The following is a 15,300-nucleotide window of genomic DNA, read 5'->3' as shown; positions in this document are numbered from 1 at the left end:
GGGGGCGGCGGCAACCGCCCCCACCCGGCACGGCGCCCGGTGACAGACGCCGGGCGTGCCCATCATCCGCGCAGCGTCGCGCGCTCCTGCCCGAGAGGCTCCGCAGCGCGCGACGACCTCGAAGGAGGAAGCATGCACGGCACGACACGCACCACCACGCTAACGCCTCCCCGGCACGGCAGACGCCGCGCCGGGACGGGCCGACGCCGGATCGCCGCGACGATGACCGGCGTCCTCGTCGCGTCGACCTCGGTCGTCGTCACGACGAGCGCCGCCGCCGCCCCGGACACCCTGCTCTCCCAGGGTGCGCTCACGGCGGCGTCGAGCTCCGAGTCGGGCGGCCTGGGCCCCCGGTTCGCGGTCGACGGCGACCGGGCGACTCGCTGGGCGAGCCAGCCGAGCGACGACCAGTGGCTCCGCGTCGACCTCGGCGAGGCGCACGACCTCGACCGCGTCGTCCTCGACTGGGAGGCGGCGTACGGCAAGGACTTCACGGTCCAGGTGTCGCAGGACGGCCGGTCCTGGACGACCGTCGCGACCGTGGCCGACGGGACGGGCGGCGTGCAGTCGTTCGACGTCGACGTGACGGGTCGCTACGTCCAGGTCGTCGGGACGGAGCGCGGCACGCAGTACGGCTACTCGCTGTACGAGCTCCAGGTGTTCGGCGACGGCGACGCGCCGGCCCCCGAGAACCCGCCGGAGTGGGACGACGAGGTCACGCACCACGAGTTCCAGGCCAACTGCTCGTTCTCGCACTTCCTGCCCGACGACCCGATCGTCTTCCCCGGTCAGCCCGGGAGGTCGCACCTGCACACGTTCGTCGGCAACCGCGTGACGGACGCGTTCACGGTCCCGGAGGACCTGTTCGAGAACACCGACTCGACCTGCACGGTCCCGCAGGACCACTCGTCGTACTGGTTCCCCGCGATCGAGAAGAACGGCGTCCCGATCGAGCCCGACATCCCCATGACGATCTACTACAAGTCGGGGATCGACGACTACACGAAGGTCAAGCCCTTCCCGCCGGGCCTGCGGTTCGTCGCGGGCGACATGATGGCGACGTACGACGAGTTCAGGACCGCGCCGGGCGCCGTCGAGGGCTGGGAGTGCGGCGACATCTCGAAGAGCTGGGACATCCCGGCCCACTGCCCCGAGGGCACCGAGCTGAACATCCGCTACCAGGCCCCGAGCTGCTGGGACGGCATGCACCTGTCCCCCGACGCCTCGGCGCACATGGGCCACGGCGCGCACATGGCGTACCCCGTGGACGGGCAGTGCCCCATGACGCACCCGATCGCGGTCCCGATGATCGAGTTCAAGATCGCGTGGCCCGTGAGCGGTGACATGTCCGACGTGAGGCTCGTGAGCGGCTCCGACCAGTCGTGGCACTACGACTTCATCAACGGCTGGGAGCCCGAGGTGCTCGAGCGCCTCGTGGAGCACTGCATCAACGGCGGTCTCCAGTGCAACCCGCGCGGGTACGACCTCTACAAGCCGCACCGCGGCACCGTCCTCGACGAGAACTACCAGCTCGTCGGCTGACACCCCACCGCCCGACGGGCGCGGCGTCGTCGAGCACGACGGCGCCGCGCCCGGGGCACGGTCGTGCCCGTGGCACGACCCACCGACCCGAAGAAGGCAGGACCATGCACCTCCGATCCCCGGCCAGGCTCCGCCTGGCCTCCCTCGCCGCCGGGCTGACCGCGGCGTGCGTCGCGGCGCCGCTCGTGGCGGCCGCCGCGCCCGTCGCCGCCGCGGCGGGACCCGTCAACCTCTCCCAGGGCAAGCCCGCGACAGCATCGAGCGTGCAGGGCGACTACGCCGCCGCACGGGCCGTCGACGGCGACCTGAGCACCCGCTGGGGCAGCGAGTTCGCCGAGGGCCAGTGGCTCCAGGTGGACCTCGGCCAGGTCTCGACGCTCTCCTCCGTCGCCTTGAGCTGGGAGGGCGCCTACGGCAAGGGCTTCCGCATCGAGGCCTCCGACGACGGCACGACCTGGCGCACGCTGCGGACCGTCACCGACGGCACGGGCGGGCAGCAGACGCTGCCCGTGTCCGGGACCGGGCGCTACGTGCGCCTGCTCGGCACCGAGCGCGGCACCGGCTACGGCTACTCGCTGTGGGAGCTCCAGGTGTTCGGCACGCCCGGGACCGACGACGGAACCGTCGACCCGGGCGACGACTGCACGACGAACGCCGCGCTCGGGAAGGCGGCGACGGCGTCGTCCGCCGAGGGCGCGTACGCCGCGGGCCTCGCGGTGGACGGCAAGGCCGACACGCGCTGGAGCAGCGAGTTCTCCGACGCGCAGTGGCTCCAGGTCGACCTGGGCGCGATCAAGCCGGTCTGCGGGATCGAGATCGACTGGGAGGGCGCCTACGGCAAGGGCTTCCGCGTCGAGACGTCCGACGACGGCGCCCTGTGGCGCACGCTGCGCACCGTGACCGACGGGACGGGCGGGAAGCAGGCCCTCGACGTCACCGGCTCGGGCCGCTACGTCCGGCTCGTCGGGACCGAGCGCGGGACCGGCTGGGGCTACTCGATCTGGGAGCTGCGCGTGCTGACCACGGGCGACGGGACCGGGAACCCGGGCACGGGCGAGCCGATCGAGGGCGGCGGGGACCTCGGGCCGAACGTGCACGTGTTCGGCCCCGGCACCCCGGTCGCCGACATCCAGTCCGCCGTCGACGCGGCGTACGCCGCGCAGGAGGAGAGCCAGTTCGGCCTGCGCCGCGACCAGTTCCTCTTCGAGCCCGGCACGTACCCGGTGCACGTCAACGTCGGCTTCAACACCGCGGTCAACGGCCTCGGCAAGAACCCCGACGACGTGAACATCACGGGCGGCGTCTGGGCCGACGCGGAGTGGTTCGAGGGGAACGCGACGCAGAACTTCTGGCGCTCCATCGAGAACCTCGCCGTCACCCCGACCGGCGGTGACATGCGCTGGGCCGTCTCGCAGGCGGCCCCGATGCGGCGCATCCACGTCAAGGGCAACCTCATGCTGCACTCGTCCCGCTACGGGTGGGCGTCGGGCGGCTTCACGGCCGACTCGATCGTCGACGGCCAGGTCCGCGGCTACACGCAGCAGCAGTGGTACACGCGCGACTCGACGCTCACGGGCGGCTGGGACGGCACGCTGTGGAACATGGTGTTCTCCGGCACCGAGAACGCCCCGCCGACGACATTCCCCGAGCCCGCCGTCACGACTCTCGACACCACGGGCACGATCCGCGAGAAGCCGTACCTCTACCTCGACGGCGACGACTACGCCGTCTTCGTCCCGTCGCTGCGCGAGGGCACGCGCGGCGCGACGTGGAAGAACGGCTCCACGCCCGGCACGTCGATCCCGCTCGACGACTTCTACGTCGCGCACCCCGGCGACACCGCCGAGCACATCAACGCCGCGCTCGACCAGGGTCTGAACCTCCTGCTCACCCCGGGCGTCTACCACCTCGACGAGACGATCGAGGTGAACCGCGCCGACACGGTCGTGCTGGGGCTCGGCTACGCGACCATCGTGCCGACCGCCGGGCAGACCGCGCTGCAGGTCGGCGACGTCGACGGCGTCCGGGTCGCCAGCGTCCTGTTCGACGCCGGGGCGGCCGAGTCCCCGAGCATGCTCACCGTGGGCACGGAGGGCTCGAGCGCGGACCACGCCGACGACCCGATCTCGATCCACGACGTGTTCGTGCGCGTCGGCGGCGCGCACGCGGGCAAGGTGGACAGCGCGATCGTCATCAACGCGGACGACACGATCGTCGACCACATCTGGTCCTGGCGCGGCGACCACGGCGAGGGCATCGGCTGGGACGTCAACACCGCCGACCACGGCCTCGTGGTCAACGGCGACGACGTCGACGGCTACGGCCTCTTCGTCGAGCACTACCAGAAGTACAACACCCTGTGGAACGGCGAGCGGGGGCGCACGATCTTCTACCAGAACGAGCTCCCGTACGACCCGCCGAACCAGGCCGCGTGGAACCACGACGGCATCCGCGGGTGGGCGGCGTACAAGGTCGCGGACCACGTGCGCAACCACGAGGCGTGGGGCCTGGGCTCCTACTGCGTGTTCACCTCGGACGCGTCGATCGTCTCGGACAACGGGTTCGAGGTCCCGATCACCCCGGGCGTGCGGATGCACTCGCTGCTGACCGTCTCGCTCGGCGGGGTGGGCACGTACGAGCACGTCATCAACGGCGTCGGCCCCCGCGCCAGCGGCGTCGAGACCGTCCCGGCGAAGGTCGTCAGCTACCCCTAGGCGGGTGCGAGCATCGCCGTCGGCCCGGTGCAGGGGCCGGGCCGACGGCGACCGCTCGTCAGCGGGTCGGGGTCTCCACGACCTGGCCCGCCCAAGCGAACCCACCGCCGAAGCCGAAGAGCAGGGCCGGGACGCCGGCGGGGATCTTGCCGGCGTGCCACCACTTGGAGAGCCCGAGCGGGATGGACGCGGCCGACGTGTTGCCCGACTCGACGATGTCGGTGACGACGATCTTGGACTCCAGCCCGAGGGACTTCGCGAGGGGCTCGATGATGCGCAGGTTCGCCTGGTGCGCGACGAGGACCTCGATGTCGTCGAGCGAGACGCCGGAGCGCTCCACGACGGAGCGCGCGCGGTCGGCGGCGCGCGTGATGGCCCACTTGAAGACGGCGCGGCCGTCCTGGGCGAACTTGTCCGCGGGCGACTCGATGAGCACGGCGGGCGTGAGGTCGGGCTCCGAGCCCCAGGTCACGGGCCCGACGCCGGGCTCGTCCGTCGCGCGCAGCACTGCCGCGCCCGCGCCGTCGGCGGTGAGGATGCACGTGCTGCGGTCGGTCCAGTCGGTGAACGCGGTGAGCTTCTCCGCGCCGACCACGACGGCGGTGCGGGCGGAGCCGGCGCGGATCGCCTGGTCGGCGAGGCCGACGGAGTGGGCGAACCCGGAGCAGGCGACGTTGACGTCGAGCACGGCGGGCCCGACGACGCCGCGCAGGTCGAGCTCGGACGCCTCCTCGGGCGTCGACTGCCCGGGCATGACGCCGGTGCGCAGGTGGTAGGCGACGCGGCCCGCGGTGTTGGGCGAGCGATCGGTCGCGGTGGCCGTGGCGACGATGACGAGGTCGACCTCGGCGGGGTCGACGCCCGCGTCGTCGAGCGCGTGGCGTGCCGCCGCGGTGGCCATGTCGGCGACCGTCGTGTCGTCGTCGGCGACGTGCCGCGTGACGATCCCGGTGCGCGAGCGGATCCACTCGTCGTTGGTCTCGACGAGCTGCGCGATGTCGTCGTTCGTCAGCGTCTTCTCGGGCTGGAAGTGACCGAGGCCGGCGATGCGCGACCCGGCCGCGCCGGTGGCGGGAGTGAGCATGAGGTCGATCATGTCACGCAGCCGGCGGCCCCAGGACCGGGTCCTCGGGCCTCAGGTGACCGTGCCGAGCTGCCACGGGACGAACTCCTCGCCGCCGAGGTCGAGCTCCTCGCTCGCCGTCTGCTCCCCCGAGGCGACGGCGAGGATGCGCGCGAAGATCTCGTCGCCCACCTCCTCGAGCGTCGCGACGCCGTCGACGATCCGCCCGCAGTCGATGTCCACGTCGTCGCCCATGCGCGCGAAGAGCTCGCTGTTGGTCCCGAGCTTGATGCTCGGCGTCGGCTTGCAGCCGAACACGGACCCGCGGCCCGTCGTGAAGCACACCACGGTCGCCCCGCCCGCGACGAGCCCCGTCACGGAGACAGGGTCGTAGCCGGGGGTGTCCATGAAGACGAAACCCTTGGTGTCGAGGGGCTCGGCGTACTCGTGCACCGCGGCGAGGTCGGCCTGCCCGCCCTTGGCGACGGCGCCGAGCGACTTCTCGAGGATCGTCGTCAGACCCCCGGCCTTGTTGCCGGGCGACGGGTTGTTGTCGAGCGTGCCCCCGCCCGCGGCGGCGTAGCCCTGCCACCACTCGAGCCGGTCGAGCAGGCGCTGCCCGACCCCGGGCGTGACCGCCCGCCGCGTGAGCAGGTGCTCGGCGCCGAACACCTCGGGCGTCTCCGCGAGCGCCGACGTGCCGCCGTACGCGACGAGGCGGTCGGACGCGATCCCGAGCGCGGGGTTCGCGGTGATGCCGGAGTAGCCGTCGGAGCCGCCGCAGTTGAGCCCCAGGACGAGGTCGGCGACGTCGCAGTCGGTGCGCTCCCAGCGCGCGTCGATCTCCACCACCATCTCACGCACCGCCTCGACACCCGCGCGGACGGTGGCCCGCACCCCGCCGGTGTCCTGGATGGTCAGCGTGCGCACGACCGTGTCCGGCGAGAGGTCGGCCCCGGCGAGCACGGTGTCGACGGCGATCATCTCGCAGCCGAGGCCGAGCACGAGGACGCCCGTGACGTTGGGATGGGCGGCGTACCCGCGCAGCGTGCGCAGGAGCACCTGGGCGCCCTCGCTCGTCGGCACGAGCCCGCACCCCGACTGGTGCGTGAGGGCGACGACGCCGTGGACGTCGTCGTAGGCCTCGAGCGCGAGGCCTCGGAACTGGTCGGCGATCATGCGGGCCGTGCTCGCGGAGCAGTTGACCGACGTGAGGATCGCGACGTAGCTGCGCGTGCCCACCGAGCCGTTCGCGCGGCGGTAGCCCCGGAAGGTCGGGCGCGGTCCGGGCGGCGTCGCCAGCGGGGTGTGCACCGTGGCGAGCTCGTGCTCGCGCTCCCCCGGCGCGTACCCGAGGTTCTGCGTGTGCACGTGCTCGCCGGCGCGGACGTCGCGCGTCGCGACGCCGATCACCTGGCCGTACTTGCGCACGGGACCGCCCGTGGCGACGTCCCGCAGCGCGACCTTGTGCCCGCGCGGGACGTCGTCGAGCACGTCGACCGAGCCTCCGGTGGAAAGTCCCACGACGTCCCCGGGCGCGAGGTCGCGCGTCGCGACGGCGACGTCGTCCTCGGGGCGCAGGACGAGGACGGGCGCGTCGGTCGCGCGAGCGGCCGCGGTCACGACGGCACCGCCTCGGGTCGGGGTGCCGCGGCACGCTCGAGCGAGACGCCGAGGTCGGCGGTCCGCACGACCCGCCCGGTCTCGAGCGAGCGGTTCACGGCCACGCCGACGGCGACGCTGCGCAGACCGTCCACGTAGCCCGCCGCGCGGGCGAGCGGGTCCTCGCCCGCGCCCCGGAAGACGTCGGAGAGGAGCAGGCGGTCGCCGCCGCCGTGCGAGCCCTCGCCCTCCTCGATGACGACCTCGCGCGCGGGCTCCCAGTGCCGCTGCACGACGAGGCGCGCGCCGTAGGGCCGGACGTCGCCCGCCCCCGGGTCGTGCACGGCGCTCGGGTCCACGACCGGGCGCCGCTTGCCGTCCGGCCCGAGGGCCTCGGCGGCGTGCCCCGACTCGACGTGGGCGCGCTCGACGACGTCGAGCTCGACCCGGCCGCGCGTGCCGTTGACGGCGACGCGGTACCCCTCCCACGGGCTGTGCGCGGTGAGCGAGTAGGTGAGGGCCGCGCCCCGCCGGTAGCCCACGAGCGCACCGATCGTGTCCTCGATGGTGACGCCGGGCGCGAACACGTCGCGGTCGCGCACGTAGCCGTCCTCGGCCTCCGCGTCGAGGTAGAGCGCGCGGAGCGTGTCGTCCCCGGCGAGGTCGATGCCGAACGGGTCGTCCGGCGCGGCGTCGCGCCCGAGGCCGGGGCGGTCTCCCGGGGGACGCCCGGCGCCGTCGTCGCCGTAGAAGCGGAGGCCGCCGCGCGCGACGACGGTCTCGGGGACGTCGTCGAGCCACCAGTTGACGAGGTCGAAGTGGTGGCTCGCCTTGTGCACGGCGAGCCCGCCCGAGGCGGCCTTGTCGCGGTGCCAGCGCCGGAAGTAGTCGGCGCCGTGGACCGTGTCGAGCAGCCACTCGAAGTGCACCGAGACGACGTCGCCGATCTCGCCCGAGGCGATCACGCGCCGCAGCGCGGTGTTGCGCGGCGAGTACCGGTAGTTGAACGTCACGGTGAGCGTGGCCGACGAGCGCTCGGCGGCCGCGCGGATGCGCGCCATCCCGGCCGCATCGGTCGTGAGCGGCTTCTCGCACACGACGTCGACACCGGCCCCGAGCGCCGCGACGACGTAGTCCGCGTGGGCGTGGTCGGGCGTCGTCACGATCAGCGTGTCCACGGCCTGCTCGGCGAGCATCCGGCCGAGGTCGGACGGTTCGTAGCGGGGCAGCGGCCCGAGGCCCGCGGCCTCCAGGCGACGGTCGTACCAGGCGGCGCGCACCGGGTTGGGCTCGCACCACGCGACCAGGTGCCCGTCCTCGCGGTGCTCACCGAGCAGCGCGTCGACGAACATGCGGGCGCGGTGCCCGGTGCCGGCGACGGCGTAGCGCCGCGGGCGGCCTGTCGTCGCGGTCTCGGTCGGGGTGGTGCCGGGGTGGTGCACGGGTCTGCGGTCCTCTCGGGGTCCTGGGCGCGGGGTCTGCGCGACGGTGGGGTCGTGCCGGTGCGAGTCCTGGTCGGGCCTGGCCGGGCCGGTCCGTGGGGCGACGGACCGGCCCGGCCGGTCAGGGGTGGCGGGACGCCACGGCGGGGCTACTGCCCGATGGCCGCGCCCACCTCGTCGAGGAACTGCGTCGCGGCGTCCTGCGGAGACTTCTGCTCGAACAGCACCTCGGTGTTGATGCGCTTGAGGATCTCGACGACGTCGCCGGCGCCCTGCGGCGGGACGGGCGGGCCGTCCACGACGTCGGCGCCGAGCGCCTCGAGGAAGTCCGCGGCCTGCTTGTCGGCCGGGGAGAGGCTGTCCTTGACGGCCGCGCGCACCTCCGTGTTCGCGGGCAGGCCGCGGTCGGAGAGCATGAGCGCCCCGGCCTCGGGGTCGTTGAGGAGGAAGTCGACGAACTTCGCCGCCGCCTCGGGGTGCTCGGACGTCTTGGCGACCGAGTAGTACATCGCGGGCTTGAAGTACATGCCCGTGCGCTCCCCCTCGGACTCGCCCGGGAGGCGCAGGAGCTCCAGGTCGCGACCCGACGCGGTGCTGATGGCGCCGAGCTGGTTGGTCCACCACATGCCCATGGCGCCCTGGTTGGTCCCGAGGAGCGAGCCCTCCGGGCCGGCGCCCTCGAGCTCGACGGACCGCGCGGCGTCGGGCTGGCCCCCGCCCGCCTGGAGGTCGAGGGAGAGCTGGAAGAAGTCCGCGACGGTCTCCGCGGAGACGCCGAGCTCACCCTCGGGCGTGTACAGGGCCTCGCCGCGCTGGCGCGCGAGGATCGACAGGCCGGCCTCGTTGAAGCCGTAGTCCTGCGTGCCGTAGATGCCGTCGGTCGACCCCGCGGTCACGGCGTTCGAGACCTCGACGTAGTCCTCCCACGTCCACGTGGCGTCGTCCGGCACCTCGACACCGGCGTCGGCGAACACCTGCGGGTCGGCGAGCACCGCGTAGGCGTTGACGCCGGTGGGGATGCCGTAGAGCGCCCCGCCCGTCTCGCCCGAGCCCACGACCGACTCGTCGATCGAGCTCGTGTCGATGTCGAGCTCCCCGAGGTCCGCGAGGACGCCGCGCGAGGCGTAGTCCGCGAGGTAGCGCTCCTCCTGCGTGATGACGTCGGGCGCGTCGCCGGCCGCGACCGAGGTCGCGAGCTTGTCCCAGTACCCGCCCCAGTCGGTGTAGTCGGCGACGACCGTGATGTCGGGGTTCTGCTCCTCGAAGAGGTCGATGATCTGCTGCGTCGTCTGGTGGCGCGTGTCCGAGCCCCACCACGAGAAGCGGATCTGGACGGGCCCGGACTCCGCGGACGACGACTCGTCGTCGCCGCCCGGGTTCGCGACGCCGCCGTCGCCGCCGCAGGCGGTCAGGGCGAGGGCACCGACGGTCAGTGCGGCGGCCAGCGCCGCGCGGCGCGCGCCGGGCCGGCGCGAACGGTGGATCGAGGTGTTCATGACTCTCCTTGTGCGTGACGGGACGTCGTCGTTCTGTCGTGCGGAGCGGTGCCGGTCGGCACCGGGTGGCCCCCGGGCGGGTGCCCGCGGGCCGGAGGAGCTACTTGATCCCCGTCGTGGCGATGCCCTTGACGAGGTACTTCTGACCGAAGAGGAAGACGAGGAACACGGGGACTAGGGAGACGATCGACATGGCGAACATCGGGCCCCACGAGCTCTGGCCCGTGGCGTCGACGAAGGTGCGCAGCGCGATCGGGACCGTGTACATGTCCGGCTTGGTCAGGAAGATGAGCTGGCTGAAGAAGTCGTTCCAGGTCCAGATGAAGGTGAAGATCGCCGTCGTCGCGAGCGCCGGGAGCGCGAGCGGCATCATGATGCGCAGGTAGATCCGGCCGTGGCCGCAGCCGTCGAGCCGCGCGGCCTCGTCCAGCTCCTTGGGGATCCCGCGGAAGAACTGGACCATGAGGAAGATGAAGAACGCGTCGGTCGCGAGCAGCTTGGGCACGATGAGCGGCAGGAACGTGTTGATCCACTCGAGCGAGGAGAACAGCACGTACTGCGGCACGATCACGACGTGGATCGGCAGCATGATCGACATGAGCATGATCGCGAACCAGACCCCGCGGCCCCGGAACTGGAGCCGGGCGAACGCGTAGGCGGCGAGCGAGCACGAGACGAGGTTGCCCAGCACCGAGCCGAGCACCACGACCGCGGAGTTGAGCAGGTAGTGGCCGAACGGGTGGGTGAGCGCGTTCCACCCGTCGGTGTAGTTGCCGAGGTCGACCGCGGACGGGATGAGGCCCGGCTCGCGGAAGATCAGCGCCGACGGCTTGAACGAGCTCGCGAGCATCCACAGCAGCGGGTAGAGCATCACGAGGCCGAACGCGACGAGCAGCACGTGCTTGAGCACGGACCGGACCCGCGCGGACTGCGCACGACGCCGAGGTCGCGGGGCGGTGGGCGGCGCGTCGGCCGCGAGCTGGGAGAGCGTCGACCGGGAGCGGGTCCCGGGGGCCGCGTCCTCGATGACGGCGGCGTCGGTGGGGGTCCCCGTGGCGGGGTGCGTGGTGTCAGTCATCGTAGAAGACCCAGTACTTCGAGGCGAGGAAGTTGACGAACGTCATCCCGCCGATGATCAGGAGCAGGAACCAGGCCATCGCCGACGCGTAGCCCATCTCGAGGGAGCCGAAGCCCTTGAGGTAGAGGTAGAGCGTGTAGAACATCGTCGAGTCCGCCGGCCCGCCGGTCCCGCCGCTCACGACGAACGCCTGCGTGAAGGACTGGAACGCGTTGATGAGCTGGAGCACGAGGTTGAAGAAGATGATCGGCGTGAGCATCGGCACCGTGATCGAGCGGAACTGACGCCACCGGCCGGCGCCGTCGATCGACGCCGCCTCGTAGTACATGCGCGGGATCTGGCGCAGCCCGGCGAGGAAGATGATCATCGGCGCCCCGAAGGTCCACACGTTGAGGGCGACGAGCGTGCCCAGCGCGTAGTCGGGGTGCGAGACCCACCCCTGCCCCTCGATCCCGACGAGCGCCAGGACCTGGTTGATGAGCCCGTCGGCGCCGAAGACCTGGCGCCACAGGATCGCGATCGCCACGCTCCCGCCGAGCAGCGAGGGCAGGTAGTAGATCGAGCGGTAGACCGCGAGCCCGCGCAGTCCCTTGTCGAGCAGGAGCGCGAGGCCGAGCGCGGCCGCGAGCTGGAGCGGCACGGAGACGAACACGTACGTGAACGTCACCTGGAGCGAGTTGAGCAACCGCGGGTCGGCGAACATCCGCTCGTAGTTGTCCCAGCCGATCCAGCTCGGCGCCTGGAGCAGGTTGTAGTCCGTGAAGGACAGGTACAGCGACGCCGCCATCGGGCCCGCCGTGATGAGCGCGAGGCCCACGAACCAGGGGGCGAGGAAGAGCGCCGCCGCCTTCCCGTCCCCCTTCTTGCGTGCGGGCCGCCGCGTGGCGGTCCCTCGCGCGAGCTCGGTCACCGCCATGCGAGACCCTCCTCGCACCTCGTGCCGGTCATCCGTCACCCTCCGGTCGTCGTCGATCGGTAGTCCTGCGTTCCCCCGTCACGGGGAAACCGGTTGCTGGGTGAGGACCGTAGCACATGTGGAACCGGTTTCCCATGGTGTACGGTCAGGTCATCGCGCGGCACCGGCCGAACCCGGCGAGCGCAGGCACCACGCAGTCGTGCGTGCCCGCGGCGCGCGAACCACGACTCGAGGGAGAACGATGGCAAGCGTGAGCACACGGCGAGGCGGGGTGACGATCGCCGACGTGGCGACCGCCGCGGGCGTCTCCCGGGCGACGGTGTCGCGCGTCATGAACGGCCGCGCGACGGTCGACCCGGAGATCAGCGCGCGCGTCCGTCAGGCGGCCGCCGACCTGAGCTACCGGCCCAGCAACGTCGCGCGGAGCCTGTCGCTCGGACGGACCAACACGGTCGCGCTCGTCGTCCCGGACCTGGGCAACCCGGTCTTCCAGCAGATCCTGCGCGGCGTCACCTCGGCGGCCGCCCCGGCCGGGTACCGCGTCCTCGTCGCGGACACCGCCGAGGACCCCACCGAGGAGGCCGCGATCGCGCTCGAGGCACGGCTGCGCTGCGACGCGCTCGTGCTCGTCTCCCCGCGCATGCCCGCGGCCGAGCTCGCGCTGCTCGTCCCCGACGTCTCCCCCGTCGTGCTCGTCAACCGCGAGCTCGCCCGCACGGGCGAGGCGCCCGTGCCGTCGCTCGTCGTCGACTACGCCGACGCCGCGGCCCAGGTGCTCGAGCACCTGCTCTCCCTCGGCCACCGCCGGGTCGCCTACCTCGCCGGCCCGCCCGGTAGCGCGTCCGACGCGCTCCGGCGCACCGGGCTGCGGCGCGTGCTCGACCGCACGCCCGACCTCGAGCTCGTCGAGCTCCCCGCCGGGCCCGACATCGCCGCCGGCCACGCCGCCGTCGACGAGGTCCTCACCGCCCGGCCGACCGCCGTCGTCGCGTTCAACGACCTCGTCGCGTTCGGCCTGCTCGCCGGGCTCAACGAGGCGGGCGTCGCGGTGCCCAAGGACATGTCCGTCGCCGGCTTCGACGACATCGACCTCGCGCGCTACGCGACGCCGTCGCTCACGACGGTCGCCGTGCCGCAGGCCGAGCTCGGCCGGCACGCCTGGAAGGAGCTCTCCGCCCTGATCGACGACTCCGCGCCCGCGTCCCGCACGACCCGCTTCGAGCCGCGGCTCGAGGTCCGCGCCACGACGGGACCCGTCCCGCGCCAGGTCGCCCGGGCCCGCGTGGCCCCGCCGGCCGAGCCCGCCGGCACGGTCGTCGTCGAGAGCGCCGGAGCCGGGCCCGCCGACCAGCCCGTGCCCCGGGAGGTCCGCTGGGCCCCCGACGGGGAGGCCGTCGTCCTGCGCGCCGGCGACCTGCGTCTGGCCCGCTACCAGCAGGGCGACCGCATCCCGGCCGTGCACGCGCCGCGGTCCTACCTGCACCCGGTCCACACCCTCGCCGGCGTCCCGCTCACCGACGCCGGCCCCGTCGACCACCGCCACCACTACGGCGCCTCGATGGCCGTCGCCGACGTCAACGGCACCTCCTACTGGGGCGGCCGCACGTTCGTCGCCGACGTCGGCCCGACGCTCCTGCCCAACCACGGCCGCCAGGTGAGCCACGCGCTCGCCGTCGACCCCGTGGAGCAGCACCTGCTGCACGACGGCGTCCGCTGGCACGACGAGCAGGGCGTCCCCCAGCTCGAGGAGGACCGCCGTCTCGACGCGTGGATCCTCGACGACGAGTCCTGGGTGCTCGACTGGCGCTCCACCCTGCGCGCCGAGCGCGGCGCGCTCGTCATCGGCTCGCCCGCGACCAACGGGCGCCCCGGCGCCGGGTACGGCGGCTTCTTCTGGCGCCTGCGCACGGCGGCCTCGACGAGCGTGCTCAGCGCGCACGGGCGTGGCGAGGAGAGCGCTCACGGCAGCACGTCCCCCTGGGTCGCGTTCGTGCAGGAGCACCCCTCCCACACGACGACGCTGCTCCTGGTCCAGCAGGGCGAGACGGTGCCGTGGTTCCTGCGCGCCTCCGAGTACCCCGGGGCCGGCCCGGCCCTGGCCTGGGACGCGCCCCGGACCGTCCCGGCGGGCGGCACGCTCGAGACCGGCGCGCGCGCCGTCCTCATCGACCGCGGGCTCGACCTCGACGAGGCCGCGGCGCTCGCGGACCGCGTCCGGTGAGCGCGAGCCTACGGGCCGCCGCGCCCGGGACCAACCACGTGCTCGGCCCCGCGCAGTCGGCCGTCCCGGTCGCGGTCGTCGGGGTCCACGGCCACGGCGGGTCCCACCTGCGCACGGTCGCCGCGCTCGCGGAGCAGGGCCGCGTCCGGCTGAGCGCGGTCGTCGACCCGCGCCGCCCCGACGACGCCCCCGCGCCCTGGTTCCCCACGCTGGGCGACCTGCTCTCGTCGTCCGACGCGGCCGTCCGCCCCGAGATCGTGGTGATCTCCACCCCGATCCCGACCCACCTCCCGCTCGCGCGCGCCGCGATGGAGGCGGGCGTCGACGTCCTGCTCGAGAAGCCGACCGCCGCGTCCCTCGCGGAGCACCTCGCGCTCGTCGAGGTGGCCGAGCGCACGGGCCGCCGGTGCCAGGTGGGCTTCCAGACCTTCGGCTCGCACGCGGTGGACGCGGTCGCCGAGCTCGTCGCGGACGGCGAGGTCGGCGACGTCGTGGGCATCGGGGCCGTCGGGACGTGGGTGCGGACCACCGGCTACTGGCGTCGCGCCCCGTGGGCGGGCCGACGCCGGCTCGACGGGCGCGACGTCGTGGACGGCGTCGTCACCAACCCGCTCGCCCACGCGGTCGCGACCGCGCTGCGCATCGGCGGCGCCCGCACGGCCGACGACGTCGCGCACGTCGTGACCGATCTCTGGCGCGCGAACCCGATCGAGGCGGACGACACGTCCTCGCTGCGCGTGGTCGCGCGCGACGGCCTGCCCTACGGGTTCGGGCTCACGCTCTGCGCGCCCGAGCGCACCCCGGCCCGCGTCCTCGTGCTCGGGACGGACGGCGAGGTCACGCTCGAGTACGAGCACGACCGCGTGCTCGTCCGCACCCCCCGGGCGCACGTGGAGAAGACGTACGGCCGCACGGGGCTCCTGGAGGACCTGCTCGCCGCGCGCCGCGACCCGGAGCGCCGGCTCGCGTGCGACGTGCGCGACACCGGCGCGTTCATGCGCGTCCTGGAGGCCGTGCGGACGGCCGCGGACCCGCGGCCCCTCGGCCCGTCGGCCGTGACGTGGACGGGCGAGGGAGACGACCGCCGCCCCGTCGTCGACGACGTCGCGCGGTGGTGCGAGGAGGCCGCGCGCACGGCCCGGACCTTCACCGAGCTCGGCGCGCCCTGGACGCGCTGACGGTCCCCGCGTGACGTAACGTCGGGACGTCCCGCCGTCCCGCGCCTG

General features: G+C 73.4%; 10 protein-coding genes. 4 read left to right on the top strand and 6 right to left on the bottom strand.

What is annotated here, in order from left to right:
• The first annotated feature begins 132 nt into the window (after positions 1 to 132).
• Both A0J59_RS02675 and A0J59_RS02670 read left to right on the top strand, forming a co-directional pair.
• Entirely contained in the window at positions 133 to 1,542 is a 1,410-nt protein-coding gene (locus A0J59_RS02675; RefSeq protein ID WP_255364923.1) for a DUF1996 domain-containing protein, read from the top strand.
• Between the two features lie 104 nt (positions 1,543 to 1,646).
• On the top strand, positions 1,647 to 4,256 hold the full coding sequence (locus A0J59_RS02670) for a discoidin domain-containing protein (protein ID WP_064315134.1): 2,610 nt from the start codon (positions 1,647 to 1,649) through the stop codon (positions 4,254 to 4,256).
• Between the two features lie 58 nt (positions 4,257 to 4,314).
• On the opposite strand, the gene A0J59_RS02665 is transcribed toward A0J59_RS02670, so the two are convergent.
• From A0J59_RS02665 to A0J59_RS02640, 6 genes are all read right to left on the bottom strand, one after another.
• A complete protein-coding gene (locus tag A0J59_RS02665) occupies positions 4,315 to 5,340 on the bottom strand; it encodes a 3-oxoacyl-[acyl-carrier-protein] synthase III C-terminal domain-containing protein (RefSeq protein ID WP_053369881.1) in 1,026 nt (341 codons plus the stop codon).
• A 51-nt stretch (positions 5,341 to 5,391) separates the two neighbouring features.
• Positions 5,392 to 6,942 carry a UxaA family hydrolase gene (locus tag A0J59_RS02660; RefSeq protein WP_064315133.1) on the bottom strand — a complete coding sequence of 517 codons (1,551 nt, stop codon included), beginning with the start codon at positions 6,940 to 6,942 and terminating at the stop codon, positions 5,392 to 5,394.
• Positions 6,939 to 8,363, bottom strand: a complete 1,425-nt coding sequence (locus tag A0J59_RS02655) for a Gfo/Idh/MocA family oxidoreductase (protein ID WP_255364921.1) — start codon at positions 8,361 to 8,363, stop codon at positions 6,939 to 6,941. The genes A0J59_RS02660 and A0J59_RS02655 overlap by 4 nt, the downstream gene beginning before the upstream one ends.
• Positions 8,364 to 8,512: 149 nt before the next feature.
• Positions 8,513 to 9,859, bottom strand: a complete 1,347-nt coding sequence (locus tag A0J59_RS02650) for an ABC transporter substrate-binding protein (RefSeq protein ID WP_047231474.1) — start codon at positions 9,857 to 9,859, stop codon at positions 8,513 to 8,515.
• A gap of 100 nt (positions 9,860 to 9,959) precedes the next feature.
• The gene (locus A0J59_RS02645; RefSeq protein ID WP_082140945.1) at positions 9,960 to 10,937 is read right to left on the bottom strand and encodes a carbohydrate ABC transporter permease; all 978 of its coding nucleotides are present in this window, start codon (positions 10,935 to 10,937) and stop codon (positions 9,960 to 9,962) included.
• Positions 10,930 to 11,853, bottom strand: coding sequence for a carbohydrate ABC transporter permease (locus A0J59_RS02640; protein WP_047231473.1), 924 nt, complete (start codon positions 11,851 to 11,853; stop codon positions 10,930 to 10,932). The genes A0J59_RS02645 and A0J59_RS02640 overlap by 8 nt, the downstream gene beginning before the upstream one ends.
• A 241-nt stretch (positions 11,854 to 12,094) precedes the next feature.
• On the opposite strand from A0J59_RS02640, the gene A0J59_RS02635 reads away from it, so the two are divergent.
• Together A0J59_RS02635 and A0J59_RS02630 are read left to right on the top strand one after the other, a co-directional pair.
• A complete protein-coding gene (locus tag A0J59_RS02635; RefSeq protein WP_082918684.1) occupies positions 12,095 to 14,074 on the top strand; it encodes a DUF6807 family protein in 1,980 nt (659 codons plus the stop codon).
• Entirely contained in the window at positions 14,071 to 15,252 is a 1,182-nt protein-coding gene (locus A0J59_RS02630) for a Gfo/Idh/MocA family protein (protein ID WP_255364918.1), read from the top strand. The genes A0J59_RS02635 and A0J59_RS02630 overlap by 4 nt, the downstream gene beginning before the upstream one ends.
• The last annotated feature ends 48 nt before the right edge of the window (positions 15,253 to 15,300 follow it).

This window comes from Cellulosimicrobium sp. I38E, assembly GCF_001647255.1.
Classification (GTDB): Bacteria; Actinomycetota; Actinomycetes; order Actinomycetales; family Cellulomonadaceae; genus Cellulosimicrobium; species Cellulosimicrobium cellulans_E.
Note: the sequence above shows the minus strand (reverse complement) of the source record. Positions and strands in the feature narration are given on the sequence as shown.

What these genes read in the sequence shown, in the direction of transcription:
- A0J59_RS02640 (WP_047231473.1), bottom strand. Translation starts at nt 11,853, where the DNA reads ATGGCGGTGACCGAGCTCGCGCGAGGGACCGCCACGCGGCGGCCCGCA.
- A0J59_RS02670 (WP_064315134.1), top strand. Translation starts at nt 1,647, where the DNA reads ATGCACCTCCGATCCCCGGCCAGGCTCCGCCTGGCCTCCCTCGCCGCC.
- A0J59_RS02650 (WP_047231474.1), bottom strand. Translation starts at nt 9,859, where the DNA reads ATGAACACCTCGATCCACCGTTCGCGCCGGCCCGGCGCGCGCCGCGCG.
- A0J59_RS02635 (WP_082918684.1), top strand. Translation starts at nt 12,095, where the DNA reads ATGGCAAGCGTGAGCACACGGCGAGGCGGGGTGACGATCGCCGACGTG.
- A0J59_RS02675 (WP_255364923.1), top strand. Translation starts at nt 133, where the DNA reads ATGCACGGCACGACACGCACCACCACGCTAACGCCTCCCCGGCACGGC.
- A0J59_RS02645 (WP_082140945.1), bottom strand. Translation starts at nt 10,937, where the DNA reads ATGACTGACACCACGCACCCCGCCACGGGGACCCCCACCGACGCCGCC.
- A0J59_RS02665 (WP_053369881.1), bottom strand. Translation starts at nt 5,340, where the DNA reads ATGCTCACTCCCGCCACCGGCGCGGCCGGGTCGCGCATCGCCGGCCTC.